At 71.0% G+C, this 25282-nt stretch carries 27 protein-coding genes; 13 read left to right on the forward strand and 14 right to left on the reverse strand.

Going from position 1 to position 25282, the window contains the following annotated elements:
• Nucleotide 1 precedes the first annotated feature (1 nt).
• From CF165_RS05125 to CF165_RS05150, 6 genes are all read left to right on the forward strand, one after another.
• A complete protein-coding gene (locus CF165_RS05125) occupies nt 2–457 on the forward strand; it encodes a RidA family protein (protein ID WP_093946225.1) in 456 nt (151 codons plus the stop codon).
• The gene (locus CF165_RS05130; protein WP_093946415.1) at nt 457–1083 is read left to right on the forward strand and encodes a hypothetical protein; all 627 of its coding nucleotides are present in this window, start codon (nt 457–459) and stop codon (nt 1081–1083) included. The genes CF165_RS05125 and CF165_RS05130 overlap by 1 nt, the downstream gene beginning before the upstream one ends.
• Nucleotides 1084–1119: 36 nt before the next feature.
• Nucleotides 1120–2244 (forward strand): hypothetical protein, encoded by a 1125-nt coding sequence (locus CF165_RS05135; protein ID WP_093946226.1) that lies wholly within the window; start codon nt 1120–1122, stop codon nt 2242–2244.
• 110 nt (nt 2245–2354) lie between these two features.
• Nucleotides 2355–3173, forward strand: coding sequence for an NUDIX hydrolase (locus CF165_RS05140; RefSeq protein WP_093946227.1), 819 nt, complete (start codon nt 2355–2357; stop codon nt 3171–3173).
• Nucleotides 3170–3937, forward strand: coding sequence for an MBL fold metallo-hydrolase (locus CF165_RS05145; RefSeq protein ID WP_093946228.1), 768 nt, complete (start codon nt 3170–3172; stop codon nt 3935–3937). Before CF165_RS05140 ends, CF165_RS05145 begins: the two co-directional genes overlap by 4 nt.
• Entirely contained in the window at nt 3934–4188 is a 255-nt protein-coding gene (locus CF165_RS05150; protein ID WP_093946229.1) for a glutaredoxin family protein, read from the forward strand. Before CF165_RS05145 ends, CF165_RS05150 begins: the two co-directional genes overlap by 4 nt.
• Here CF165_RS05150 and CF165_RS05155 read toward each other — a convergent pair.
• Both CF165_RS05155 and CF165_RS05160 read right to left on the reverse strand, forming a co-directional pair.
• Complete coding sequence (locus CF165_RS05155; protein WP_093946230.1) at nt 4166–5314, reverse strand: carboxylesterase family protein; 1149 nt, start codon at nt 5312–5314, stop codon at nt 4166–4168. The two genes, CF165_RS05150 and CF165_RS05155, sit on opposite strands and share 23 nt — an antisense overlap.
• Nucleotides 5311–6132 (reverse strand): VOC family protein, encoded by an 822-nt coding sequence (locus CF165_RS05160; protein ID WP_158226735.1) that lies wholly within the window; start codon nt 6130–6132, stop codon nt 5311–5313. Before CF165_RS05160 ends, CF165_RS05155 begins: the two co-directional genes overlap by 4 nt.
• Nucleotides 6133–6215: 83 nt before the next feature.
• Between CF165_RS05160 and CF165_RS05165 the strand changes: the two genes are divergently transcribed.
• Nucleotides 6216–7181, forward strand: a complete 966-nt coding sequence (locus CF165_RS05165; protein WP_093946232.1) for an Lrp/AsnC family transcriptional regulator — start codon at nt 6216–6218, stop codon at nt 7179–7181.
• A gap of 71 nt (nt 7182–7252) precedes the next feature.
• Here CF165_RS05165 and CF165_RS05170 read toward each other — a convergent pair whose 3' ends face one another.
• The 4 genes from CF165_RS05170 to CF165_RS05185 all read right to left on the reverse strand — a co-directional run bounded on the left by CF165_RS05170 (nt 7253) and on the right by CF165_RS05185 (nt 11140).
• On the reverse strand, nt 7253–8314 hold the full coding sequence (locus tag CF165_RS05170) for a DNA polymerase III subunit beta (RefSeq protein ID WP_093946233.1): 1062 nt from the start codon (nt 8312–8314) through the stop codon (nt 7253–7255).
• Between the two features lie 40 nt (nt 8315–8354).
• Nucleotides 8355–9608 (reverse strand): MFS transporter, encoded by a 1254-nt coding sequence (locus CF165_RS05175; protein WP_093946234.1) that lies wholly within the window; start codon nt 9606–9608, stop codon nt 8355–8357.
• A 456-nt stretch (nt 9609–10064) separates the two neighbouring features.
• A complete protein-coding gene (locus CF165_RS05180; RefSeq protein WP_003081747.1) occupies nt 10065–10739 on the reverse strand; it encodes a Crp/Fnr family transcriptional regulator in 675 nt (224 codons plus the stop codon).
• Nucleotides 10740–10888: 149 nt separating this feature from the next.
• Complete coding sequence (locus CF165_RS05185; RefSeq protein WP_013230551.1) at nt 10889–11140, reverse strand: hypothetical protein; 252 nt, start codon at nt 11138–11140, stop codon at nt 10889–10891.
• 226 nt (nt 11141–11366) lie between these two features.
• Between CF165_RS05185 and nth the strand changes: the two genes are divergently transcribed.
• The 4 genes from nth to CF165_RS05205 are packed head-to-tail and all read left to right on the forward strand — an operon-like array spanning nt 11367 to nt 14527.
• A complete protein-coding gene (nth, locus tag CF165_RS05190) occupies nt 11367–12050 on the forward strand; it encodes an endonuclease III (RefSeq protein ID WP_093946235.1) in 684 nt (227 codons plus the stop codon).
• Nucleotides 12047–12646: a TlpA family protein disulfide reductase gene (locus CF165_RS05195; RefSeq protein ID WP_093946236.1), complete on the forward strand. Its 600-nt coding sequence runs from the start codon at nt 12047–12049 to the stop codon at nt 12644–12646. The genes nth and CF165_RS05195 overlap by 4 nt, the downstream gene beginning before the upstream one ends.
• Complete coding sequence (locus CF165_RS05200; RefSeq protein ID WP_093946237.1) at nt 12643–13338, forward strand: NUDIX hydrolase; 696 nt, start codon at nt 12643–12645, stop codon at nt 13336–13338. The genes CF165_RS05195 and CF165_RS05200 overlap by 4 nt, the downstream gene beginning before the upstream one ends.
• A 4-nt stretch (nt 13339–13342) precedes the next feature.
• Complete coding sequence (locus tag CF165_RS05205) at nt 13343–14527, forward strand: MarP family serine protease (protein ID WP_093946238.1); 1185 nt, start codon at nt 13343–13345, stop codon at nt 14525–14527.
• Here the strand turns inward: CF165_RS05205 and CF165_RS05210 are convergent.
• Complete coding sequence (locus tag CF165_RS05210; RefSeq protein ID WP_093946239.1) at nt 14524–15408, reverse strand: TetR/AcrR family transcriptional regulator; 885 nt, start codon at nt 15406–15408, stop codon at nt 14524–14526. The two genes, CF165_RS05205 and CF165_RS05210, sit on opposite strands and share 4 nt — an antisense overlap.
• 109 nt (nt 15409–15517) lie before the next feature.
• Here CF165_RS05210 and CF165_RS05215 point away from each other — a divergent pair, with 109 nt between their 5' ends.
• On the forward strand, nt 15518–16612 hold the full coding sequence (locus CF165_RS05215) for an FAD-dependent monooxygenase (protein WP_093946240.1): 1095 nt from the start codon (nt 15518–15520) through the stop codon (nt 16610–16612).
• Here CF165_RS05215 and CF165_RS05220 read toward each other — a convergent pair.
• From CF165_RS05220 to nhaA, 3 genes are read right to left on the reverse strand one after another with little or no spacing between them, the layout of a single operon-like run.
• Nucleotides 16599–17522, reverse strand: a complete 924-nt coding sequence (locus tag CF165_RS05220; protein ID WP_093946241.1) for an alpha/beta fold hydrolase — start codon at nt 17520–17522, stop codon at nt 16599–16601. The genes CF165_RS05215 and CF165_RS05220 overlap by 14 nt on opposite strands.
• Before the next feature lie 4 nt (nt 17523–17526).
• A complete protein-coding gene (locus tag CF165_RS05225) occupies nt 17527–18027 on the reverse strand; it encodes a phage holin family protein (RefSeq protein WP_093946242.1) in 501 nt (166 codons plus the stop codon).
• Nucleotides 18028–18069: 42 nt separating this feature from the next.
• Complete coding sequence (gene nhaA, locus CF165_RS05230) at nt 18070–19326, reverse strand: Na+/H+ antiporter NhaA (RefSeq protein ID WP_240521458.1); 1257 nt, start codon at nt 19324–19326, stop codon at nt 18070–18072.
• 188 nt (nt 19327–19514) lie between these two features.
• Here nhaA and CF165_RS05235 point away from each other — a divergent pair, with 188 nt between their 5' ends.
• Nucleotides 19515–20972 (forward strand): peptide MFS transporter, encoded by a 1458-nt coding sequence (locus tag CF165_RS05235; RefSeq protein ID WP_093946243.1) that lies wholly within the window; start codon nt 19515–19517, stop codon nt 20970–20972.
• On the opposite strand, the gene CF165_RS05240 is transcribed toward CF165_RS05235, so the two are convergent.
• From CF165_RS05240 to CF165_RS05255, 4 genes are all read right to left on the reverse strand, one after another.
• Nucleotides 20973–21701: a VIT1/CCC1 transporter family protein gene (locus tag CF165_RS05240; protein WP_093946244.1), complete on the reverse strand. Its 729-nt coding sequence runs from the start codon at nt 21699–21701 to the stop codon at nt 20973–20975.
• A 207-nt stretch (nt 21702–21908) separates the two neighbouring features.
• Nucleotides 21909–22379, reverse strand: coding sequence for a DUF6319 family protein (locus tag CF165_RS05245; RefSeq protein ID WP_093946245.1), 471 nt, complete (start codon nt 22377–22379; stop codon nt 21909–21911).
• Between the two features lie 142 nt (nt 22380–22521).
• Nucleotides 22522–24504 carry an acetate--CoA ligase gene (gene acs / locus CF165_RS05250; RefSeq protein WP_093946246.1) on the reverse strand — a complete coding sequence of 661 codons (1983 nt, stop codon included), beginning with the start codon at nt 24502–24504 and terminating at the stop codon, nt 22522–22524.
• 98 nt (nt 24505–24602) lie between these two features.
• Nucleotides 24603–25196, reverse strand: a complete 594-nt coding sequence (locus tag CF165_RS05255) for a GNAT family N-acetyltransferase (protein WP_093946247.1) — start codon at nt 25194–25196, stop codon at nt 24603–24605.
• Nucleotides 25197–25282 lie beyond the last annotated feature (86 nt).

The following is a 25282-nucleotide window of genomic DNA, read 5'->3' on the forward strand; positions in this document are numbered from 1 at the left end:
CGTGAGCTGGAGCGAACGGCTGAAGGAGCTCGGCATCGAGCTGCCCGGCGTGGCGGCCCCGCTGGCCGCCTACGTGCCCGCCGTCCAGAGCGGTCACCACGTCTACACCTCCGGCCAGCTGCCCTTCGTCGACGGCGTGCTCGCCGCGACCGGCAAGGTCGGCGCGGAGATCAGCCCCGAAGAGGCGAAGGGGCACGCCCGCACGTCGGTGCTCAACGCGCTCGCGGCCGTGCACGCGCTGGTGGGCATTGACAACGTCGTGCGGATCGTCAAGGTTGTCGGCTTCGTGGCTTCCGCGGAGGGCTTCACCGGCCAGCCGGCGGTCGTCAACGGCGCGTCCGAACTGCTCGGCGAGGTCTTCGGCGACGCGGGCATCCACGCCCGCTCGGCCGTCGGCGTCGCGGAGCTGCCCATCGGCTCGCCGGTGGAGGTCGAACTGATCGTGGAGGTGCAGTGATGGACCCGGACATCGAGCAGTCCACCCACGAGCTGCTGCTCCGGCTGGCCGGGCGGCTGCCCGACCAGCTGCTGTGGCGGTTCCGCGACTGGCTCGGCGAGGGCGCCATGGGCACCCTCGCCCGGACCCTGCCGAGGTCTTTGCTTAAGCACAGGATCGACCTCGACCAAACGGAGTACCGCCTGCTCGTGGCCGGTCTCATCCCGCACGGCGCCGACTGGCACCAGGTCAGTTCGACGCTGGGGGTAGACGACGTCTCCGAGAACCGGTACACATTCACGTCGAGTGCGCCCGAATGGGTTAACTCGGTCGACTCCGTGTCCGTGTTGATCCACGCAACGTTGCGAGGACGCCCGGACGTGGGGGAAGTGCGGCAGAGCTGGCGACACGTCGGTGTCGTCGGACAGGGAACGGCCAAGCGCGTCCTGCTGATCACCGCGCTGGCCGGGCTGCCGAGGTTGACCGGCGAACTGCAGCGGGTGCTGCGGGTACTGGGCGACGAAGAGCCCAGCGTCGAGGTCATCCCGCCGCGCTTCGACCTGCCGGGCTACCACCGGGCCGCGCTGGCCGACTCAGAGCTGGTCTGCGTGGGCGCGGTGGCGGGGACCCGGCTAGTAGCCGCATAACGCTCGCCCGCCAGCGAGCTGGGAGGGAGCAAGGCAATGGTGGAGGTCCACGACGGCCCGCCCATGGACGGGTTCTCGGTGCCCCTGCGCCTGCACAACCTGTTGCTGGCCCTGGCGGGCCGGATCGACGACAGCGCGCTCACCGAAGCGCGCGAGCTGATCGCCCGTGCCCACATCGACGAGGCGGTCGAGCTGACCACCGGCACGCTCATCGCGGGCCGGATCCCGGTCAGCTCCGCCGAGCAGCGCGAGCTGGCGCTGGTCCTCGAGATGAGCCGGTCGGACGCGACGCTGGCGAACGACCTGCTGGTCGACGAGACCGAGCCGGTGAACACGCACCGGTTCAGCGGCGAGAACTCCCCGGAGTTCGGCATCGCCGAGGCGCTCGACCGGACGCTGCAGGTGCTGCCGGACGTCCGTTCGGTGCACGCGGTGTGGCGCAACACCCCGGCCGGCAGCGTGCCGGGCGCGTTGCCGCAGCGGGTGGTGCTCGTCGAGCTGGGGCCGGAAGGCAACCCGCCGGCTGTCGCGTTCCGCGTCGACACGGCGTTGCGCCGGGCCGGGATCCACTCGGTCGTCGAGGTCAGCGGTCCCGGCGTCGCGCACTCCGAGTACCACCAGGCCGCTTCGGCGGCCGCGTCGCCGGCCTGGGTGACCGGGAGCACGACGTCGAGTTCGTCGTCGTACCGGTCGGAGCCCGCGAAGCCGGCGGCGTCGGTGACGTCCGAGTCGGTCGCGGAGTCGGGCAGCAGGCACAGCATGCGGTCCGCCACCACGACGGCGCCGGCCGAGCCGGTCGCCCCGGTGGTGCCGATCGTGTCGCCGCCGCCCACGCCCGAGCCGCCCCGCAAGGCGCGGTCCGAGACGCGGGCGGAACGCACCGCCGACCTGACCCCGGCCGAGGTCGCGCAGCTGCGGCAGGCGCTGGCCGAGGACCCGGAGAAGGGGCGCGAGATCGCCGCGGGCAAGCCGTCGATGCACGAGGTCGTCGAGCTGCCGGCGCTGGACCTGGACGACCCGAGCCTGAGCGAGCGCGACCGGGCGCTGCTGCGCGAGCTGCACGCCGAGCTGGCCGAGCGCGAGCGGGCCGAGGCGGCGAAGATGCGGCTCAACGGCGCGTCCCGTTCCGGCGGCGACCAGCGCGGGTGGACCGCACCTTAAGTTCGTTTCGCGGAAAGGCGGCTCTCCCGGTCTCGGGAGGCCGCCTTTTTCGTGTCCGGCGTGCCACAACTGCGCGACGGGACGTCGGGTACCGGAGGTATGTTGCCCGGGTGGAGCAGCCAAAGGAGTTTGTCTTCGACATCCCGGTCGGCGCCGGGGTAGCCACGCGCGCCAACGCCGACGGCCCGCCGGCGACGCCGAAGGACGCGGCCACCGTCATCCTGGTCCGGGATGGCGCCGACGGCGTCGAAATCTTCCTCCAGCACCGGGTCAAGGGCATGCCGTTCGCGGGCGGGATGACCGTGTTCCCCGGCGGCGGGGTCGACCAGCGCGACGCCGACGCGTCGGTGGCGTGGGCCGGTCCGGAACCGTCGTGGTGGGCTTCGCGGTTCGGCTGCGACGAATCGCTCGCGCGGGCGCTGACCTGCGCGGCGGTGCGCGAGACGTTCGAGGAGTCCGGCGTCCTGCTCGCGGGCGGCCCGGACTCGGTGCTGACCGACGTCACGCCGTACGCGGCGGCGCGCCAAGCCCTGGAGACGCGCGAGGTGTCGCTGGCCGGGTTCCTCGCCGACGCGGGGCTGACGCTGCGGGCCGACCTGCTACGTCCGTGGGCGCACTGGATCACGCCCGAGGAGGAGCCGCGCCGGTACGACACCCGCTTCTTCGTCGCGAAGCTGCCTGAAGGCCAGGAGGCGGACGGCGCGACTTCCGAGGCGTCGGGCTCGGGCTGGCAGCGCCCCGAAGACGCGATCGCCGACGCGCGCGAAGGCCGCCGGATGCTGATGCCGCCGACGTGGCTGACGCTGAGCGAGCTGGCGGAGTTCGCCACCGCGGACGACGTGGTGAACGCGCCGCGCGAGATCGTCCGGATCGCGCCGACGCTGATCCGCGAGAACGACCACGTCCGCGTCGTCCTGGAGAAGCGATGACTGCCCCCGCGTACGGCGTGCTGCGCCAGGTGACCGGGACGGCGTCGGTGCTGCTGGAGAACAACCCGTCGTCGATGACGCTCGAAGGCACCAACAGCTGGGTGCTGCGGGTGGCGCCGTCGAGTCCGGCCGTGGTCGTCGATCCGGGCTACCGCGACCTCGAGCACCTCGAGCTGCTGGCCGGGGTCGGTGCGGTGGAGCTGATCCTGCTGACCCACTGCCACCCCGACCACGCCGAAGGCGCGCCGTGGTTCGCCGAACGCGTGGGCGCGCCGGTCCGGGCGTTCGACCCCGCGCTGTGCGTGGCCGCTTCGTCCTTTGTGGACGGTGAGGTGTTTCCCGCCGGTGGCCTCGACATCCGGGTCCTGCACACGCCGGGGCACACCGACGACTCGGTGTCGCTGCTCCTCGACGGCCAGGTGCTGACCGGCGACACCGTCCTCGGCCGGGGCACCACCGTGCTGCACGACCTCGGCGACTACCTGCGTTCGTTGAGGAAGCTGATCGAGCTGCCGCCGGGCACTCTCGGGCTGCCCGGGCACGGTCCGGAGCTGCCCGACCTGCCCGCCACGGCGCGTGAGTACCTCGCGCACCGGGAACAGCGGCTCGACCAGGTGCGTTCGGCCTTGGAGACGCTCGGTGCGGACGCGACCCCGCGTCAGGTCGTCGAGGTCGTGTACGCCGATGTCGACCGGGCGCTGTGGGCGCCCGCCGAATGGAGCGTGCAGGCGCAGCTGGACTACTTGCGGTCGGAGGAAAAATGAGCAACGTCGAGGTCGAGTTCTACTGGCGGCCGGGGTGCGGGTTCTGCGCCGCGCTGGAGCGGCCGCTGTCGAAGAGCGGCTTCACCGTCCGCGCGATCAACATCTGGGAGGACCCGGCGGCGGCCGCCCGCGTCCGCGAGGTGGCGAACGGGAACGAGACGGTGCCGACCGTGATCGTCGGGTCGCGTGCCATGGTCAACCCGTCCTTCGCCGAGGTCGAGGCGGCGGTCAAGGCAGCTTCGGCGGAGTGAGTGCGCCGGGCCGCTCTCCGTGGAGGAAGGCGGCCCACACTTCGCGCAGGCCGGTTTCGTTCTCGAGGCCCTTCGGGGCTCCTTCGAGCATCGGCGCGGGCCAGACGTCGTGGGTGCCGAAGAGGAACGGGATGTCGAGGCAGTGGCAGGCGCCGAACCGGTTTCCCGGTGCCTGCCAGTCGAAGCGGTAGGTGAAGGCGTCGAGCTTCTTCACCAGCCTGTCGCTGGTGAAGAAGCCGTTTCCGTTGTCGATGACTTCTTGCGGTGCGTCGGGCATGAAGGCGCGTAGCTCTTCGCGCGTCCAGCTGACGAGTGCGGGGCCTTCCGGTGCGGCTTCGATGAGGTCCTCGGCGACGAGATCGCCGTCGGCCACCAGCTGGAACGGTGGTTCCAGCGACCCGGGCTTCCCCGGCACCGAAACCTGCGCGGCCAGCAGTCGTTCCACCGGGGCGTCCCGGAGGCCTTCCAGTGTCCGGGCGTTCCGGTTCGCCTCCTCCCCTGTGGACGGTCGCATGCCGAGGGGCGCGCTCTGCAGGGCGATCCGTTTGATGAGGCCGTTCGTGCGCGGCGACGACCACAGGGCGAGCGTCGACTGCGCACCGGCCGACTGCCCGCCGAGGGTGATCTCGGCGGGGTTCCCGCCGAACGCGGCGATGTTGTCGCGCACCCATTCCAGGGCGGCGAGCTGATCGGCGATCCCGAGGTTCGGCGGCACGCCGTCCAGCACGGCGAAGCCGAAGGCGCCGAGCCGGTAGTTGAGCGTCACGACGACGGCGTCCGCGTCGCGGGCCAGGCGCGTGCCGGTGTACCAGACCTGACCGCCCGAGCCGCTGGAGAACCCACCGCCGTGGATCCACACCAGCACCGGCCGGTTCCCGGTGACCGACGGCGTGAAGACGTTGAGGGACAAGCAGTCTTCGCTCTGCGGCAGCGGCATCGGCCCGAGTGCGCGCTCAAGGCGTGACGGCGGCTGCGGCGCCGCGGGGCCGGCTTCGAGAGCGTCGCGGACGCCGGTCCAAGGCTTCGGCGGCTCTGGTCTTTCGAACCGTTTCGCGGTGGCGTAAGGAATTCCTCGGAAGGCGCCGTCCGCGCCGCGGACCCGGCCGGTGGTGGTTTCGACGATCATCGTGCCTCCTCGAAGAGCACCGCGGCACCGAAGGCGTCTTCGGCGCGGACGAAGAACCCGCGGTCGTGGGTGGTGGTCGGGACGTGCTGCTCGATCAGTTTCCGCGCTCGCGAGAGATCCGCCACCACGACGCCGTGAGCGGCGAAGTACGGCAGCTTCCGCGGGGTTTCGCCGTGCAGGATCGTGTCGAGATCGCTCACGCCGACGATGTCGACCGGAGCGCGGCCGCCGGTGATCACGTCGTAGCGTCTCCGGTACTCGCCGACCTCGTGATCGGGGACGACGAGGAGGATCCCGGCCACGGCGCGGGCGCCGTTGGGGTGGCCGAGGTAGCGCGGCTGGTGGAGGTACTCCGGGGTGAGGTGCTCGGCGGTGTGGAGGATGCCCTCGGGGGTGCGGTCCCGGCTGATGTGGACGCTGCGGAACCGTGCGGTGCGCGTGCCTTCCGGCAGTTCGACGTCGCGTTGCAGCTTCAGCACGCCGGACGTCGAGAGCCCGGCTTCGCGCAGCCTGCGCTCGGCTTCCCCGGAGTCGTCGACGCCGAAGGAGCAGCCGTGCAGGCCGTCGCCGCGGGCGTCGAGGATCGGCAGGACCCGCCACGGATCGCCGGCCGTCTCGTCGACGATGCCGATCAGTTCGAGGAACGAGCCACCGAAGTAGGCGCAGCGGTTCGCGGTGCAGCTCGGGACCGGTTCGCTCTGGTCGCTGACGGACGCGAAGTGCCGCGACGGCGGGCTCAGCGTGAAGCCGAGTTGTTCATAGCGCCGCCAGGTTTCTTCGTAGTTCCTGGTCAGGAAGACCGTGTGGTCGATGGGCATGCCTTCAGCGTGGGTCGCTTCGCTTCGAGGTTCCATCCACGACGAAATCGTGCGCGAAATCCGACATCACCTAGGCTGATCTGGTGGAATCCGGCCTGCTCGACGACCTCGACCGTCGCCTGGCTCACGCGCTGCAGCTGGACGGCCGGGCGTCGTTCAGCACGATCGCTTCGGTGCTGGGTGTCTCGGACCAGACGATCGCGCGCCGGTACCGGAAGCTGAGGTCGGCCGGGGTGCTGCGGGTGGTCGGCGTGCCGGAGGCGGCACCGCTGGGCCAGGTCCACTGGCTGGTGCGGCTGCGCTGCGTCCCCGACGCGGCGGCGGCGATCGCGGCGGGGCTGGCCCGGCGGGACGACACGCAGTGGGTGAGCCTGATGTCCGGGGGCACGGAGATCGTGTGCTTCGTCCGGTCGCCGCTGCGCGAGCAGACGGATGGCTTGTTGCTGGGTCAGTTGCCGAGGACGCCACGGGTGGTGTCGATGACGGCGTACCGGCTGCTGCGCCGTTTCGCGGGCGGCCCGGCGGGCTGGCCGGGCCGCGCCGGCGCACTGTCGGTTTCGGAGGTGTCGTCGTTGCGCCGTACTCCTTCGGGCGGCCCCTACCGGCCGGAGCCGGAGGACACGGCCTTGCTGGCGGCCCTAGCCCACGACGCCCGAGCCGACATATCGACATTGGCGGCGGCTTGCGGACGTTCGCAGTCGACGGTCCGCCGTCGCCTGGAGGTGTTGCGCTCGTCGGGAGCGCTGTACTTCGACGTGGAGGTGGACGCGGCGTTGCTGGGCTACCCGCTGACCGCAACGCTGTGGCTGACGGTGGCGCCATCGGCGTTGGAGTCGGCGGGCCGCGCACTGGCAGGCCACCCGCAGGTGGCATTCGCGGCGGCCACGACGGGCCCGGCCAACCTGGTGGCGAACGTCGGCTGCCGCGACGACGCGGCACTTTACGAGTACCTGGCCGTGGACCTGGGCGGCCTCCCGGGAGTGCAGGGAGTGGAGACGGCCCCGATGATCCGGACGCTGAAGCGCTTCGGCGCCCTGGAGCCGGTGTAGCGAGGCGAGTCGGAGCCGGCAACGAGGCCGCTTGACGAGCGAATGGATCGCCTTCCGCCAGGAGCCGTGATCTACCTCGGCAGCATCGGCATCAGGTAGTACGTCAGCTCCACCTCCCCGGGCTCGGCGGCTCGCAGGACACACGCCCGCATCCCCGGCTGGATCGCCAGCGTCACCTGCTCGCCCGCGAACGCACCCAGCGCGTCGAGCAGGTACCTCGCCTGGAACGACGGTGACGTCCGGCCGCCGCCGACCTGCGCCTTCAGCGTCTCCTCCGCTTCGCCCGCGTTCTGGCGGGCGCTCGCCAGGCGGATCTGGGCGTCGCCGACCTCCAGGGTCAGGACTCGGCGGTCCTCGGCGTACACCCCGACGCGGCGGACCGCCGCCGCCAGGGCGTCCGCCTCCAGGGACACCGTTGTGTCCACCGCGCCCGAGGCGATCGACTCCTCCGACAGGAAGCCCGCGTCCAGCACCGCCGTGGCGACCAGGCCACCTCGCCAGCTGAGCCCGAAGCGGCCCGGGCCCAGGTGGAGCCCGACGATGCCGCCCGCTTGGCGCGCCGCCTCGGACAGCAGCGCCGCCGGGACCAGGACGTCCAGCGAGCCCGGTGTGCGCAGCGGCAGCCGCGCCACCGCCATCCGATAGCGGTCCGACGCCGTCAACGTCAACCGGTCACCGGACGACTGCAGCCGGACGCCGGTGAACAGTGGGAGCGGGTCGTCCTTCGCCGCCGTTCCCGCGACGATGCGCAGCGCCGATGCGAAAGCCGCGCCGTCCACTTCGGCTACGCGAGCCGGCGGGTCGGAGGCGACGTCGGCGTCCGGCAACAGCGGCAGCGCGAACCGGGCGTTGTCCAGCCGCAACGCCAGGCGGCTGCCTTCGACGACCAGGCGCACCTGCTCGGCGTCGAGCACCTTCAGCGTCTCGGCCAGCGGTGCCGCGGGGACGACGACTGAGCCGTCCGTGTGCGTGGTCGCCGGGCAGTCGAAGCGGACGGCGAGGTCCGAAGCAACACCGGCGACCGTCAGCCCGGCCGCGTCGGCGTGCAGGCGAAGCCCGGCGCGGGCCGGCAGCAGGCGCGACGCAGCCGAGACGGCCGCCGAGAGGCGGTGGGCAGGCGCGGTGACGTCCATGCCCGCAAGCTAGCGGCCGGCACCGACAAAAACGGCTGAACTACGCGTTGACCAGCGCAGGAGCCGGCGCGGACTGGGGCGTCCGTACCGTGCCGCGCAACAGCCACACGCCCAGTGCGAGCAGCAGCCCGGCCACGCTCGCCGCCAGGAAGGCCGCGCCCGGCCCGGCGTGCTCGACGACGTACCCGCTGACCGACTGGCCCGCGGCCAGCCCCAGCGTCACCGCCGTGAGCACCCAGCCGAACGCCTCCGCCGCGGTCCCGGCCGGCGCGACCACCTCGATCGCCGCCGAATGGGCCGTCGACTGCGGCGTGATCAACGCGCCCGCCAGCAGCATCATCAGCGCCAGGCCCCACAGCGAAGACGGCCACGCGAGCAGCGCGACCAGCGCCCCGAACCCGCCGAGCAGCACCGGCAGCCGCAGGCCCAACTGCCGCGGCCACGGCCGCAGGCTGTACGCGACGCCGAACGCCACCGAGCTCAGCGACCACGCCGACAGCAGCAGGCCACCCACGGACGCCTGGCCCGCTTCGGTGGCCGCGGCCGGCACCGCGACCTCGACGAACCCGATCACGACGCCGAAGCCGAGCGCGGCGAGCGCCAGCGTCCGCATGCCCGGGCTCGCCAGCGCGCCCAGCAGCGACCCCTGCGAACCGGCCGAAGGACCCCACGCCCGCACGGCCGGGCTCAGGGCGAACAGCACCGCGCCGGTGAACTGCAGCGCGACGCCCAGCACCAGGCCGGTGCCCGCCCACGGCGCCATGACCAGCAGCCCGGCCACGCCGGGACCGAGGATGAAGAAGACCTCCATGCTGATCGCCTCGTAGGAGAACGCGGCGTTGCGCGCGCCTCCCGGGGGCAGCAGCCGTCCCCACAGCGCCCGCGACGCCGACCCGACCATCGGCTCCGACAGCCCGGTGACGGCGCCGAGCGTGACCATCACGGCCGTCGCGGCGTGCGACTCGATGGCCGTGACCAGCGCGGCCATCGAGAGCGCGGACAGCAGCGCGAAGGTCAGCAGCGGCCGGGTCGGACCGAACCGGTCGATCAGCCTGCCCTGCACCACGGCGCCGACCGACACCCCGACGAGTGAACCGGCCGAGACGAGCCCGGCGACGGCGAAGGAACCGGTTTCGCGCTGGACGTAGAGCAAGGCCGAAATGCCGATCATGGCGATCGGCAGGCGGGCGAGGACGGACGCGACGGCGGGCCGCCGGGCCGCCCTGGTCGTCAGCGCGGTGCGGTAGTCGGCGAGTGACGTGCGGCTTTCGTGGTTCGAGGCAGACTGGGACACGAGAGCAGTATGCCGCAGAATGGTACGTCAGTACCAGTTATTTCCGGGTCGCGTGCATCACCGCCCGGCGAGGGAGCCGATCTTGGTTCGGTCCGGGAGGTCTCGATCGCGTAACGCCAGGGATATTCTCCGTGGCCTCCTGCAACGAAACGGCCCAGACGGCGTCCTTGAGAGTGAATGGCCTTGAATTCGTGGGTATGGGCCGTGATGGTTGAACAACAGCAAAAAAACCCAGCTCCCTCCGGCACTCGGGTCGGGGCCTGGCCCGGAGGGCGGGGAGCGCGGATCGTCGGGGGATGGTCCGCGCGACAAACGAAGAGCCGGTGCGCCACGTCGGGGGTGGCGCCCGGCTCTTTGTTTTGGGAGACACTGTGTTTTGGGACTCGTCTCGTTATGGGACACGACGAAGAAGGCCCCTCGGTTCACCGAGGGGCCTTCTTCGTCCGTGAGAAAGACTCAGCGAGCGCGGCGGGCCAGGCGCTCCGGGTCCAGGATCAGCACGCTCTTGCCCTCGAGCCGCAGCCAGCCGCGGTGGGCGAAGTCGGCGAGTGCCTTGTTGACGGTCTCGCGGGAGGCGCCGACGTACTGGGCGATCTCCTCCTGCGTCAGGTCGTGCGTGACCCGCAGCAGGCCGGCTTCCTGGCTGCCGAACCGCTGCGCGAGCTGCAGCAGCGCCCGCGCCACGCGGCCCGGGACGTCGGTGAAGATCAGCTCCGCGACCATGTTGTTCGTCCGGCGCAGGCGGCGCGCGACCACGCGCAGCAGCTGTTCCGCTATCTCCGGGCGGGTCGAGATCCACTGGCGCAGGGCCGGGCGGTCCATGGTGACCGCGCGGACCTCGGTGACCGTGGTCGCGCTCGACGTCCGGGGGCCGGGGTCGAAGATGGACAGCTCGCCGAACATGTCGGACGGGCCGAAGATGCCCAGCAGGTTCTCGCGGCCGTCCGGGGACTTGCGGCCGATCTTCACCTTGCCGGACTGGATGATGTACAGCTTGTCGCCGGGCTCGCCCTCGTTGAAGATGACATGCCCGCGGGGGAACTCCACGGATTCCAAGGTCTGGGCCAGCGCCTCCGCCGCTGCCGGCTCCACACCCTGGAAAATGCCCGCACGGGCCAGGGTTTCGTCCACCTCGGGTGCCTCCTCGTCGAGAAACGATCACGCTCCCCCGTGGCTGGAGGAGCGTGACGCCGATCACTTGCGCGTCAGTCTAGGGCGTACTCCCGAGATCGCCTGCCGGACTCGCACAAGGCGGAAACGATCTCGTTCGAACGTGGAGCCTAACTCCGCACGCGACGCGCGCGTAGCCTGGCTGCCCGTCCGCCCAGCCTACGCAGGCGGAACAGCTCCAGCGCGCGGCCGATGCCGTGCCCGTAGAGCGCCCTGACCTCGTTGGGCTGCGCCTGCTCGAGGAACTCTTCGACCTCGTTCTCCTGCACCGCGACGTGCTTGAGCCTGCTCTCCACCCGCTCCATGAACAGCGCGAAGAACATGATCACCAGGGGGACCAGGATGACGAACCAGACAGTCATGACCGGACCCCGAAACACTCGATGAAAAGCATCTACTCCAGATCCTCGCTCATGGCGGCCGGAAAACGCGCCGAGGTGGTGCTCTGGCGTGTCGGTCGTCCACCGGTGCAGTGCCCGGCTCGTCCGACGGCGCCCGTAGGCTATCGGGGTGCCACCTGCCACCACGAACGCCCCCCGTGAGGGCGCTGGTGAAAGCCGGTTAGCTCTGGTGAGACGCGCCAGGCGGATGAAGCGTTGCTTGGACGACGTGTATCCCGACGCCCACTGCGAGCTCGACTTCACCACACCACTGGAACTGCTGGTCGCGGTCGTGCTGTCCGCGCAGACCACCGACGTCCGGGTGAACCTCGTCACGCCCGCGCTGTTCAAGCGCTACCGGACCGCGGCCGACTACGCGGGCGCCGACCGCACCGAGCTGGAGGAATACCTCCGGAGCACCGGCTTCTACCGGGCCAAGGCGAACTCCGTGATGGGCCTCGGCGCGGCGCTGGTCGAACGCTTCGACGGCGAAGTGCCGAACAAGCTCGAGGACCTGGTCACCCTGCCCGGCGTCGGCCGCAAGACCGCCAACGTCGTCCTCGGCAACGCCTTCGACGTGCCGGGTATCACCGTCGACACCCACTTCGGCCGGCTGGTCCGGCGCTGGGGCTGGACGGCGGAGGAGGACCCGGTCAAGGTCGAGCACGTGGTCGGCGAGCTGATCCCCCGCAAGGAGTGGACGATGCTCTCGCACCGGGTGATCTTCCACGGCCGCCGCGTCTGCCACGCCAAGAAGCCGGCCTGCGGCGCCTGCCCGCTGGCCAGGGACTGCCCGTCGTACGGCACCGGCCCGACCGGGTTCGAGGAAGCCGCGAAGCTGGTCAAAGGCGTCGAAAAGGACCACATCCTGGCCATGGCGGCGCCCCGGTGACGAGAGTCACCAAGTGGGCACTTGGGGTCGCCGTGCTGGCGGTGGCGCTGATCGTCGCGTTGCTGCCGCGCGGGGGTGACGACACCGCCGCGAAGCCGTCCGGGGATCTCGCGCCCGCCCGGTCCGCAGCGGCGCTCCGGCCGTGCCCGGCGCCGGGCCCCGCACAGCCCGTGAAGCAGCTCGAAGGCGTCATGGCGGACTGCCTCGGCGACGGCGTGAGCGTCGACGTCGGGCGTGCGCTGGCCGGCGCTCCGGCGCTGGTCAACGTGTGGGCGTCGTGGTGCGAGCCGTGCCGGACCGAGCTGCCCGTCCTCCAGGAGTACGCCCGGCAGCCGGGTGCCGTGCGCGTCCTCGGCGTCCAGGTGCAGAGCCCGGCGAAGGACGGCCTGGATCTGCTGGCGAAGCTGGGCGTGCACCTGCCGTCGGTGTTCGACGGCGACGGCGGCAGCGGGCCCGTCCGGACGGCGCTGAAGGTACCTTCGGCGCTCCCGGCGTCCTATCTGGTCACCGCCGCGGGCGAGGTGCGGTTCATCGCGAATCCACGCACGTTCGTGAACACTGACCAGGTGCGCGCGGCAGTCGAGGGGGCATCGTGATCGGACCACTGGTCGAGCCGGAGTCGGTGCCCGAGTGGCTGCGGCCGCTGGTCAAGGTGAGCGGCGAAGTCGATTCGAAGACGTTCACGCGGTTCAGCCCACCCCAGGACGCCTACACGCGCCCCGCCGCGGTGCTGATCCTCTTCGGCGAGCGCGAAGCCGACGGCGAGCCGGACGTCCTCCTGCAGCGCCGCGCCGACACGCTGGGCTCGCACGCCGGGCAGGTCGCCTTCCCGGGCGGCGGCGCCGAGGACGGCGACGACGGTCCCGTCGGCACCGCGCTGCGCGAGGCCGAGGAGGAGACCGGGGTGGTCCCGTCCGGGGTCCGGCCGGTCGCGGTGCTGCCGGAGCTGTTCGTCCCGGTGTCGAAGTTCGCCGTGACGCCGGTGCTGGCGCACTGGGCCGAGCCGTCGCCGGTGCACGCGGTCGACCCGGCCGAGACGGCGTCCGTCGCGCGCGTCGCCATCGCCGACCTGGCCGACCCGGCCAACCGGTTCACGGTCCAGAAGGCCGGCGCGCCCTGGAAGGGGCCGGCCTTCGAGGTCGGCGGCCTCTTCGTGTGGGGGTTCACCGCCGGGTTGCTGTCGGTTCTCCTGAGCCTGGGAGGCTGGGAGCGCGAATGGGACCCGGGCGACGTCCGGGACCTCGACGAGGCGCTGGCGGCGTTCCAGGCCCGCTTGGACGGGGAGTGACACGGTGAACTGGGTCGATGTGCTGGTGCTGCTGCTGGCCGTGCTGGCGGCGGTGTCCGGCGCATACCAGGGCGTGATCATCGCGCTGCCGTCGCTCGTCGGCGTCGTGCTCGGTGCGGTCGCCGGGATCAAGCTCGCCCCGGTCGTGGTCGCGTTCTTCGACGACCCCGTCTGGAAGGTCGCCTTCGCGGTGGCGACGGTGGTCTTCCTGGTCGCGTTCGGCGAGGCGATCGGCGTCTACGTGGGCCGCCGGCTGCGGCAGAAGATCAACCCGGACAAGCTCTCCGGCATCGACAAGACGCTCGGCGCGGTCGTGCAGGCCCTGGTCGTGTTCGTGGTGGCGTGGCTGATCGCGACGCCGCTGACGGCCGTGTCCGGCGCGCCGTGGCTGGCCAAGGCGATCAACAACTCGGTGGTGCTCGGCAAGGTCAACGACGCCATGCCCGAAGCCGCGCAGGGGTTCCCGAGCCAGCTGCGCAAGCTGCTCGACGCGTCCGGCTTCCCGTCGATCGTGGATCCGTTCCAGAAGGCTCCGACGGCGGACACGTCACCGCCGGACCCCGCGCTGCAGCGCAGCGAGATCGTGCAGCAGCTGCACGGCAGCGTGGTCAAGATCCGGGGCAGCGCCAGCTCGTGCTCGCGGTCGCTCGAGGGCAGCGGGTTCGTCGTCGCCCCGCAGCGGGTCATGACGAACGCGCACGTCGTGGCGGGCACCGACACCGTCGGCATCGAAACGACGCAGGGCGACTACCAGGCGCGGGTCGTCTACTTCGACCCGGAGGTCGACATCGCCGTGCTGGACGTGCCGCGGCTGCGGGCCCCGGCACTGCAGTTCGCGCCGGAGACGGCCAAGGCGGGCGACAGCGCGATCGTCCTCGGCTACCCGCTCGACGGCCCGTACCGCGCGACGCCGGCACGCGTGCGCGGCCGGATCAACCTGCGCGGCCCGGACATCTACGAGGCGAACACCGTGCAGCGGGACGTCTTCACGGTCCGCGCCGAGATCCGCAGCGGCAACTCGGGCGGCCCGATGGTGACCCCGGACGGCCGGGTCATCGGCGTCGTGTTCGGCGCGGCGGTGGAGGACCCGGAAACGGGCTTCACGCTGACGGCCGAGCAGGTGCGCGCCGAGGTCGACGCGGCCCCGTCGCAGACGGGGAACGTGTCCACCGGCTCCTGCGCCGCCTAGCGTCCGAACCGCAGGGCGAGCCCGTCCAGCAGCGCCCGCATGCCCAGCTCGAAGATGTCGTCGAGCACCAGGTCGTAGCCGGTTTCGGTGAGGTCGGCGAGCATCCTGGCGAACGTCGGGTGCCCGGCCGCCATCGCCGCCACCGCGGGGCCCTGGTGGTCCATCCAGTCCTCTTCGGTCAGCCCGGATGCCGCCAGCGCGTTCTGCTCGCGCTCCAGGTGGATCGCCATGCCCTGGACGTGGCTGAAGAACAGGACGTGCAGGTTGCACAGCGTCGCCGCGTCGACGCCGAGTTCGGACAGCGCGGACAGTGCCCACTCGCCGTGCACGGCGAGGTTGCGCAGCGGGAGGGGCCGCGTGATCGGGCCGAGCTGCGCCAGCCACGGGTGGCGGCGGTAGAGCGACCAGAGCGTGCGGCCGCCGAGGGTCAGCCGTTCGCGCCAGTCGCCGGACGGCTTCGCCGGGTAGCCGCGCTCGCCGAACGCGGTGTCGGCCATGAGCAGCACCAGCTCGTCCTTGCCGCGCACGTACCGGTACGGCGCCATCGCCGCGACCCCGAGGCGGGCCGCGACCCCGCGCATGGACAGCGCGCCGAGACCCTCGGCGTCGGCGATGGCGATGGCGGTCCGCACGAGCTGCTCGCGGGTCAGCCCGCGCCGCCCGCCGCCGCGGTGCTCGCGGCCGGTGACGACCGTGCCGGACCGCGGTTCCGCGTGCACCAGGCCTTCCTGGCCCAGCAGGGCCAGTGCCTTCGCGGCCGTCGCCATCGCGACGCCGTGGTCGGTCGCGAGCCGGCGGGTCGACGGGACTCGCGCGCCCGGCGGCAGTTCGCCACGCGCGATCCGGCCTCGCAGCTCATCGGCGATGGCGAGGTACTTCACGATCGTCTCCTGACCTAGTACAGCGCACCTTCTGTACTAGTACAGAAATGGCCTTCGAGCTGGATCGACTCCACTGTGGTTCGTAACAGCGTACGACTCTGGAGGAACAATGCGAAACGTCCTGATCTCCGGTGCTGGTGTCGCCGGCGGCACCTTGGCCTGGTTCCTGGCGCGCCAGGGCTTCACCGTCACCGTGGTGGAGCGGGCGGCGGGCCCGCGCACCGGCGGACAGGCGATCGACGTGCGGGGCGCCGCGCTCGACGTCATCGACCGGATGGGCCTCGGCGACCGGATGCGCGCGGTGCGCACCCGGATGCGGGGAATGTCCATGGTGGACGGTGACGGCCACGAGCTGTTCCGGTCCGAGGAGTTCACCTACAGCAGCGGACGGCTGGACAGCGACGACTTCGAGGTGCTGCGCGACGACGTCGTCGCGATCCTGCACGAGGCGACCGCGGGTGACGTCGAGTACGTCTTCGGCGACGCGATCACCGGGTTGACGCAAGCGCCGCACGGCGTGCGCGTCGAGTTCGAACACGGCGGCTTCCGGACGTTCGACCTGGTCGTCGGGGCGGACGGCCTGCACTCGGCGGTCCGGCGGCTGGCCTTCGGGCCGGAGGAGGACTTCGTCCGGCACCTCGGGCAGTACCTGGCGATCTTCCCCGCGCCGAACTTCCTGGGCCTCGAGGACTGGCAGGTCTGGTTCCGGCACGAGGAGACCGGCGGCGTGGCCTACCCCGTGCGGGAGAACACCGAGCTGCGCGTCACCCTCGGCTTCGGCTCGGAGCCGCTGCCCCGGCTGGCGGTCCCGGAGCAGAAGCGGCTGATCGCCGAGCGGCTCGCCGGCGTCGGCTGGGAGGTGCCGAAGCTGCTGGAAGCGATGGCCGAGGCCGACGTGTTCTACTTCGACGCGATGGCGCAGATCCACCTCGACCGCTGGTCGACGGGCCGGGTCGCGCTGGTCGGCGACGCCGGCTACTGCGCGTCGGCGCTCTCCGGGCAGGGGACGAGCCTCGCGCTCGTCGGGGCGTACGTGCTGGCTCAGGAACTCGGTCGCGCGGCCCACGAAGACGCCTTCGCGGCTTACGAACGGCGGATGCGGCCGTTCGTGGCGCTCAACCAGGCGCTGGCCACCGAAAACCCGACCGGCGGCCCGGCGGAGGAGTCGGTGGAGCGGGCGAAGAACGCCATCAGTCTCGCTTGAGGAAGTCCACCAGGGCCGCCGACGTGCGGTCCGGCACCTCGAGGTGGGGGAAGTGCCCGACGCCCGGCCAGAACTCCGGCTCGGCGTGCGGGCCCGCCCAGCGCACCGACGACGTCGCCGTCTCGGGCAGGATGCAGGTGTCGTCGGCGCCGTGCAGCTGCAGGGTCGGCGCCGCGATCCGGGTGCCGACCGCGTCGGTGAAGCGGCGGCCTTCGCCGCGGAACTGGGCGCGGAAGGCCCACCGGTAGTACTCGAGCGCGCTGTGCGCGACGCCGGGCACGAGCATCGCCTGCCGGAACGCCTCGACGCTCTCGGCGAAGTCCGAAGTGGACCGCCAGCGGGGGCCGGCCCAGCCGCCGAACAGGTCCTCGACGGCCTTCGCGTCCTCCTTGACCAGCCACTTCTCCGGGGCCACCGGCACCTGGAAGCGGAACAGGTGCCCGGCCGCGCGGCCCTGCCCGCGCCACGGGCGGACCGACGAGCGCAGCGCGAGGGGGTGGGCGGCGCCGATCGCCGTCACCGACGACACGAGCCGCGGGTGCAGCGCCGCGACCGTCCAGGCGAGCATGCCGCCCCACGCGTGCCCGACGAGGTGCGCGCGCCGCGCGCCGAGCGACTTGATCAGCCCGCCGACGTCGCCGGCCAGCGTCCACGCGTCGTAGCCGCGGGGCGGCTTGTCCGAGTCGCCGTAGCCGCGCAGATCGACGGCGACCGCGCGGAAGCCGGCTTCGGCCAGTGCCCGCAGCTGGTGGTGCCAGGTCCACCAGAACTCGGCGAACCCGTGCAGCAGCACCACGACGGGTCCTTCGCCGAGCTCGGCGACGTGCAGGCGGATGCCGTTCGCGGACACGTCGCGGTGGGCCCACGGGCCGTCGAGCCGGACGATCGACGGGTCGGGGGACGCGTGCAACGACTCAGTCGCGCGTGGTCGTCAAGTCGGCTTCGGGCGCGCGCTGCGGCTTGAGCGCGGCGGCGGTCTCCTTGACGCTGGCGATCGTCCGCTCGGGTGCCTTGAACTTCTTCACCTTGCGGTAGCCGAGGAACCCGGCCACGCCCGCGACCAGCAGCATCACGACGAACACGATGCCGAACGCGCCCCAGCGGTGGAGGCCCCGGAACCAGTCCGCGAAGCCTTCGGCCAAGAAGAAAAAGAAGAAGAACGTGCTGTACAGGACGACCGTCAGCGCGATCATGAAGTAGACGGCCCCCTTGAGGCCCTTCTTCACCTCGCCGATCAGCTCGGACTTCGCGAGCTCCATCTCGGCCCGGACGAGGGTCGAGATGTGCTGGGTCGCGTCGCCGACCAGGCGGCCGATCGACTGGTCGCCGGGGACGTCGGTGGCGGAGGACAGCGGGAGGTAAGGCACGGCCCCCACGCCGTCGGGACCGGTGCGTTCGTGCTTGGGGCTGCTCACCGGGTCATCGTGCCATGTGTCCATAAACCGGGCGCGGCGGCGTCACAGTGTGTCGCAGTTTGGGGGTCCAGGGGGCTCGCCCCCGGCTGGGGTCTGGGGCTCGGCCCCAGAAGACACAGTGTCGGAGATTCGCGCGTGAACCTTGCTACGACGGAGTAGCAAGGCCGCCGCCAGCAGGGACGCCGTCACCGACGCGATCAGCACCGCCGCCTTCGCCAACTCGCTCCCGTCTTCCGGCAACGCCAGCTCCGCGATCAGCAGGCTCACCGTGAACCCGACCCCGCCGAGCACGGACAACGCGGCCAAGTCCCGCCAGCCCATCCCGCGCGGCTTCTCCGCCGCGCCCAGCTTTACGGCGAGCACGCTGGCCCCGAGGATGCCGACGACCTTGCCGCCGAGCAGCCCGGCGAGCACCGCCACCGGCAACGCCGTCGTGAAGACCGCGCCCAGCGCGTCGCCGTCGACCGAGATCCCGGCCGCGAACAGCGCGAACACCGGCACGGCGACGGCGGCCGACCACGGCTGGAGCCGGTGCTCGAGCCGCAGCGCCGGAGCTTCGGCTTCGCCTTCGTCGGCGCGGACGCGGGTGAGCAGGCCCAGCGCGACGCCGGCGATCGTCGCGTGGACGCCCGCCGAGTGCACCGCGACCCAGGTGACCAGCGCCAGCGGCACGTACAGCCACGGCGTCCGGACCCGGCGGCGCTGCAGGTACGCGTACAGCGCGAGCGCGGCGACGGCGACGGCCACCGCGACCAGGTCGAAGCCCGTCGTGAACAGCACGGCGATGACGACGATCGCGCCGAGGTCGTCCACCACGGCCAGCGACAGCAGGAAGACCCGCGCGCTCGAGGGCAGGTTCGACGCGGTCAGCGCGAGGACGCCGAGCGCGAACGCGATGTCCGTGGCGACCGGGATCGCCCAGACCCGGTCGATCCCCGGCGTCCCCCAGCCGACGGCCAGCGCGACGAGCGCGGGCACGACCATGCCGCCGATCGCGGCGACGACCGGCAGCACCGCCTGCTTGAAGCGCGACAGCTCGCCGATGACGAGCTCGCGTTTGAGCTCCAGCCCGGCCACGAAGAAGAACAAGGCGAGAAGGCCGTCCTTCGCCCAGTCGCCGACCGTCAGGTTCAGGTGGAGGAACTCCGGGCCGAGCCGGAAGTCGCGCAGGGCGTGGTAGCTGTCCCGCAGTGGCGAGTTGGCCCAGAGCAGCGCGACCGCGGCCGCGCCGAGCAGGATCAATCCGCCGGTGGTCTCGGTGCGCAGGTAGCGGGCGAACTCGGACAGGGGACGGGTCACGGGCGGCTCCTGGGTCGCTGATCACTGTTGCCGACCAGACTTCCCGGCGCACCTTGAGGTCAGTTTACCGACCCTTTGTCACGGACTGTCATGACCGCTGTCACACGTCGTGCCGGTGGTGGGTCACACGGTGGGCTCATAGCATGCCAATCGACAACGAAGTCCCCGGACAAAGGAAGACGAGAGTTGTGAGCACCTCAACCGAGGTCCAGCAGGACACGAGGTTCTTCGGGCACCCACGAGGACTGGCGAACCTCTTCGGCGTCGAGATGTGGGAGCGGTTCTCCTACTACGGGATGCTCGGCATCCTGCCGATCTACCTCTACTACAAGGTCGAGCAGGGCGGCCTGGGCCTGGCGCAGGAATCCGCGCTCGGCATCGTCGGCGCGTACGGCGGCCTGGTGTACCTCTCCGCCGTCGTCGGCGCGTGGGTGGCCGACCGCCTGCTCGGCTCGGAACGCACGCTCTTCTACAGCGCCGTCCTGATCATGATCGGTCACGTCAGCCTGGCCCTGCTGCCGGGCCTGGCCGGCATCGGCGTCGGCCTGGTGTGCGTCGCGGTCGGCAGCGGCGGGCTGAAGTCCAACGCGACGGCGATCGTCGGCACGCTCTACGCCGAGGGCGACGAGCGGCGCGACGCCGGCTTCACGATCTTCTACATGGGCGTCAACCTCGGTGGCTTCGTGGGCCCGCTCCTGACCGGCATCGCGCAGACCGAGGTCGGCTTCCACCTCGGGTTCGGCCTCGCGGCGATCGGCATGGCCCTCGGCCTGACCCAGTACACGTTCGGCCGCAAGAACCTCGGCGACAAGGCGAAGGAGGTGCCGAACCCGCTGCCGGCCTCCCAGCGCGCGCCGGCGCTCGGCGCCGCCGTCCTGCTGGTGGCCGCGATCGTGGCGCTGGTCCTCACCGGCGTCGTCAACCCGGGCAACCTCGCCGACGTCGTCGTGTGGGCGGTCGGCGTGATCTCGGTGGCCTACTTCCTCGTCATCCTGACCAGCGGCAAGATCACCGCCGTCGAGCGCAGCCGGGTGCTCTCCTTCATCCCGATGTTCATCGCCAGCGCGGTGTTCTTCTCGCTGTACCAGCAGCAGTTCACGGTCGTCGCGGCCTACACCGACCAGCGGCTGAACCGGAGCCTGTTCGGCTGGGAGATGCCGGTGTCCTGGGTCAGCTCGATCAACCCGGTGTTCATCATCGTCTTCGCCCCGATCCTGGCGGCGCTGTGGACGAAGCTCGGCGAGCGGCAGCCGTCGACGCCGATGAAGTTCGTCCTCGGCACGGTGCTGATGGGCGCGGCGTTCCTGCTGTTCCTGCCGATGGTGGGCAGCGGCAAGAACGCGAGCCCGATCCTCGCGATGGTCGGCATCCTGTTCGTGTTCACGATCGCCGAGCTGTGCCTCTCGCCGGTCGGGCTGTCGCTGTCGACGAAGCTCGCACCGGCGGCGTTCCGGACGCAGATGGTGGCGCTGAACTTCCTGTCCATCTCGTTCGGCACCGCGATGTCCGGCAAGCTCGCCGAGTACTACTCCGTCGACGACGAGGCGCCGTACTTCAGCACGGTCGGCTTGGTCGCCATCGGTGTCGGCGTGCTGCTGTTCCTGGGCATCCCCTTCATCCGCAAGCTGATGAAGGGCGTCCACTAGCTAGCCGACGGTGGTGCCGAAGAGCACACCGACGAAGTAGGTCACGACCATGGTGAGGGCGCCGACGCCGACGTTCCGGAGGATCGCGCGCCCCACGTTCGCGTCGCCGAGCCTCGCGCTGACCCACCCGGTCAGCGTGAGGCCGACGACGACCGCGGCGGCGCACGCCCACACCCGCAGGGAGACGCCGGCCCAGGCGATCGAGAGGATCGGCAGCAGCGCACCGACGGAGAAGGCGAGCAGCGACGCCCACGCGGCCTGCCACGGGCTGGTCAGGTTGTCCGGGTCGATGCCCAGCTCGGCCTCGGCGTGCGCCTGCAGGGCGTCCTTTTCGGTCAGTTCGCGGGCGACCTGGCTCGCCAGCTCCGGCGAAAGGCCCTTGTCTTCGTAGATCTCGGCGAGCTCGCGCTCCTCGGCCTCCGGCATGGCCTTGAGTTCCTGCTTTTCGAGCCGGAGCAACGCCTGTTCGGTGTCGCGCTGGGTGCTCACGGAGACGTATTCGCCACCGGCCATGGAAAAGGCGCCGGCGACGAGCCCGGCGATTCCGGCGGTGAGGATCGTCGTGCTTTCGGTGGTCGCGCCGGCCACGCCGACGACGATCCCGGCGACCGACACGATCCCGTCGTTCGCCCCGAGAACCCCGGCCCGCAGCCAGTTCAGCTTGCCGCCCACGCCCTGGTGCGGTTCGTGGGCGTGCTCCACGGCATCCCCGTCGATCGTTTCGGTCACCAGGACAGTGAAACACGAACGAGGAATCGTGGCGAGACCTGCCATTTCAGTCAGGTGCGCCTAAATAACACATGCCTTACCTAAGCCGGTCCTCTGTGGACTTGCGGCTTTCGGGTCCCGGAACGGCCAGGGAAAAGCGGAAACGCCCGGCCCCGCCAAGTGCGGACCCGGGCGCTTCCTGGAATGAAGCTCAGCCTTCGGAGAAGCTCAGGCGTCCAGCTCGGCGAGGGCCTGCTTGGCCTTCTCGAGCTCGGCTTCCAGCTCGGCGACCTTCGCGGCCTGCGCTTCGCGGGCCTGGTTGATCACCTCGTCGATCGGGCCGGACAGCTCGGCGTGCAGCTCCTTCGCCGCGCGCGAAACCGCGGCGGCGGGGATCTCCAGGCCCTTCGCGACCCACTTGCTGCCGTTCTTGAGCTCGGCCTGCCACTCGCCGTCGGCGGTGCCGGTGACCGTCAGGATCAGCTCGACCGTGCGGGTCTTCTTCGCCGTCGACGACGCCGCCGCGCCCTTCGGGCGGCCGCGCTTCGGCTTGGGGGCCTCCTCGGCGGCGGGCTCGGGCGAGTCCGCCGAGTCCTCCGAGGGGGCCGGGGACGCGGACTCGGTGACGGTCGCCTCGTCAGTGGACACAGCCGGGGCTTCGGCCGTTTCCTCGTCGTGCGTCAGGACATCCACGGTCATCGTCGTGTCGTCTCCTTGCCCGGGAAGGGGGTGTGGTTCGCGGCACAGTGTAGAACATGCGTTCGACGCGCGCCGCTCGGGGGGTTCATGACAGAGCCCTCCCGGCGTCAAACCGGAAGGGCCCTGACGGGGGAACGCTAGCTCACTCCTCGGACTTGCCCGACTTCAGGCCCGACGAGATCAGGTCCATCACCGACGAGTCGGCCAGCGTGGTGACGTCGCCGACCTGCCGGTTCTCCGCCACGTCGCGCAGCAGGCGGCGCATGATCTTGCCCGAGCGCGTCTTCGGCAGCTCCGGCACGACCATGATCTGCCGCGGCTTCGCGATCGGCCCGATCTCCTTCGCGACGTGGTTGCGCAGCGCCTGGATGGCCTCCTCGCCGCCGTCGACGGCGTTGCCGCGCAGGATCACGAACGCGACGATGCCCTGGCCGGTCGTCGGGTCGGTCGCGCCGACGACCGCGGCCTCGGCCACAGTCGGGTGCGAAACGAGCGCCGACTCCACCTCGGTCGTCGAGATGCGGTGGCCGGACACGTTCATCACGTCGTCGACGCGGCCCAGCAGCCACACGTCGCCGTCGTTGTCGTACTTCGCGCCGTCGCCGGCGAAGTAGAAGCCCTGGTCCTTGAACCGCGACCAGTACGTGTCCTTGAAGCGCTCCTCGTCGCCCCAGACGCCCCGCAGCATCGACGGCCACGGCTTGTCGAGCACCAGGTACCCGCCGCCGCCCGGGCCGACCTCGTTGCCCTGGTCGTCGACGACCTTCGCGGAGATGCCCGGCAGCGCCTTCTGCGCCGAGCCCGGCTTGGTCGAGGTGACGCCCGGCAGCGGCGAGATCATGATCGCGCCAGTCTCGGTCTGCCACCACGTGTCGACGATCGGGGTCCGGCCCGCACCGATGGTCTCGCGGTACCAGATCCACGCCTCGGGGTTGATCGGCTCGCCGACCGAGCCCAGCACCCGCAGCGACGACAGGTCGTACTTCTCGGGGATTTCCGCGCCCCACTTCATGAACGTGCGGATCAGCGTCGGCGCGGTGTAGTAGAGGGAGACCTTGTACTTCTGGATGATCTCCCAGTGCCGCCCCTCGTGCGGGGTGTTCGGCGTGCCTTCGTAGACGACCTGCGTGACGCGGTTGGCGAGCGGGCCGTAGACGATGTAGCTGTGGCCGGTGATCCAGCCGATGTCCGCGGTGCACCAGTAGACGTCTTCGCCGGGCTTGTGGTCGAACACGTTGTGGTGCGTGTACGCCGTCTGCGTCAGGTAGCCGCCGGAGGTGTGCAGGATGCCCTTCGGCTTCCCGGTGGTGCCGGACGTGTAGAGGATGAACAGCGGGTGCTCGCTGTCGAACGCCTCGGGAGTGTGCTCTTCGGACTGTCCGTCGACGAGCTCGTGCCACCAGAGGTCGCGGCCGTCGGTCCACGGCACGTCGCCCTCGAGCTGGTCGCCCGTGCGCTTGACGACGATGACCTTCTCGACGGTCTCGGCGCCTTCGAGCGCCTCGTCGACGTTGGCCTTCATCGGCGCGGCCTTGCCGCGGCGGAACTGCCCGTCGGAGGTGATGACGACCTTCGCGGCGGCGTCGTCGACGCGGGCCCGCAGCGCCGTCGGGGAGAAGCCGCCGAAGACGACGTTGTGCAGCGCGCCGATCCGCGCGCACGCCAGCATCGCGAAGATGGCCTCGGGGACCATCTGCAGCTGGATCGCCACGACGTCGCTCGCGCCGACGCCCAGCGACGTGAGTGCGTTGGCGGCCTTGGAAACCTCGGTCTTCAGCTCGGCGTAGGTGATGTCCCGGGTGTCACCCGGCTCGCCGACCCAGTGGATGGCGACCTGGTCGCCGTGGCCGGACTCGACGTGCCGGTCGACGCAGTTGTACGCGACGTTCAGCTTGCCGCCCACGAACCACTTCGCGAACGGCGCATTGGTCCAGTCCAGTACCGTGGTCCACTTCGTGTCCCACGTCAGCCGCTCGGCCTGCTTCGCCCAGAACGCTTCGCGATCGGCGTCCGCCTCGGCGTAGAGGTCGGCCTTCGCATTGGCCTGAGCAGCGAAATCTTCGCTGGGCGGGAAGGTGCGGCTCTCGGTGAGCAGGTTGTCCAGGGCTGGGGACTGCTCGGTCATGGTGCAAGGCCTCCTGTAGTGCGCCGAAACGACGGCTAGCGGCACGCTAGCGACGTTAGTCCGCCTTGTAAAAGGTTGCACCCGCGCTGCCCGCCGGTCTACCGAACCGCCCTGACTAAGCGTTCGTTCAGCCGTGCCTTCGCCGCCGGCCACTCCGGCGCCAGCATCGAATAGACGACGGTGTCGCGCGAGGAGCCGTCCGGCCGGATCCGGTGCGCGCGCAGCACGCCTTCGCGAAGCGCGCCAAGCCGTTCGATGGCGCGTTGCGAGCGCAGGTTGCGGATGTCGGTCTCCCACGCGACCCGTTGCGCGCCTAGGGTTTCGAACGCGTAGCCGAGCAGGAGCAGCTTCGACTCGGTGTTCAGCCCGGTGCGCTGCCAGTCCGCGCCGATCCAGGTGTGCCCGATCGACAGGATCCGGTGCTTCTCGACGACCTGGTAGTACGACGTCGTGCCGGCGACGCGGCCGGAGACGGCGTCGATCTGCGCGAAGGGCCGCCGGTCGGGGTCGGCGAGCGCCTGCTCGACCAGCCGCTCGGCGGCCGGGAGGTCGGCGGGCTGCCGGGTGCTCAGCCACGCCCAGATGCCCGGGTCGGTCCCCGCCTCGAACAGGCCCTTGGCGTGCTCGCGGGTCAACGGCTCCAGGCGGACGTGCTCGCCGGACAGGGCCGGGAGGGTGCTCCAGTCGTTCACGTGATCACCGTAAAGCCGGCATTGGCTGCTTCGAATAGCCAATTTCCGAGCATTGTCAGAGGCCACTTCTCTGTTGCCTATGCTCG

The organism is Amycolatopsis vastitatis (assembly GCF_002234595.1).
Taxonomy (GTDB): domain Bacteria; phylum Actinomycetota; class Actinomycetes; order Mycobacteriales; family Pseudonocardiaceae; genus Amycolatopsis; species Amycolatopsis vastitatis.

Bases quoted from the DNA above. Each gene is read 5' to 3' on its own strand.
- CF165_RS05130 (WP_093946415.1), top strand. From the start codon at position 457: ATGGACCCGGACATCGAGCAGTCCACCCACGAGCTGCTGCTCCGGCTG.
- CF165_RS05135 (WP_093946226.1), top strand. From the start codon at position 1,120: ATGGTGGAGGTCCACGACGGCCCGCCCATGGACGGGTTCTCGGTGCCC.
- CF165_RS05145 (WP_093946228.1), top strand. From the start codon at position 3,170: ATGACTGCCCCCGCGTACGGCGTGCTGCGCCAGGTGACCGGGACGGCG.
- CF165_RS05150 (WP_093946229.1), top strand. From the start codon at position 3,934: ATGAGCAACGTCGAGGTCGAGTTCTACTGGCGGCCGGGGTGCGGGTTC.
- CF165_RS05155 (WP_093946230.1), bottom strand. From the start codon at position 5,314: ATGATCGTCGAAACCACCACCGGCCGGGTCCGCGGCGCGGACGGCGCC.
- CF165_RS05160 (WP_158226735.1), bottom strand. From the start codon at position 6,132: ATGCCCATCGACCACACGGTCTTCCTGACCAGGAACTACGAAGAAACC.
- CF165_RS05170 (WP_093946233.1), bottom strand. From the start codon at position 8,314: ATGGACGTCACCGCGCCTGCCCACCGCCTCTCGGCGGCCGTCTCGGCT.
- CF165_RS05185 (WP_013230551.1), bottom strand. From the start codon at position 11,140: ATGACTGTCTGGTTCGTCATCCTGGTCCCCCTGGTGATCATGTTCTTC.
- nth (WP_093946235.1), top strand. From the start codon at position 11,367: ATGAAGCGTTGCTTGGACGACGTGTATCCCGACGCCCACTGCGAGCTC.
- CF165_RS05215 (WP_093946240.1), top strand. From the start codon at position 15,518: ATGCGAAACGTCCTGATCTCCGGTGCTGGTGTCGCCGGCGGCACCTTG.
- CF165_RS05245 (WP_093946245.1), bottom strand. From the start codon at position 22,379: ATGACCGTGGATGTCCTGACGCACGACGAGGAAACGGCCGAAGCCCCG.
- acs (WP_093946246.1), bottom strand. From the start codon at position 24,504: ATGACCGAGCAGTCCCCAGCCCTGGACAACCTGCTCACCGAGAGCCGC.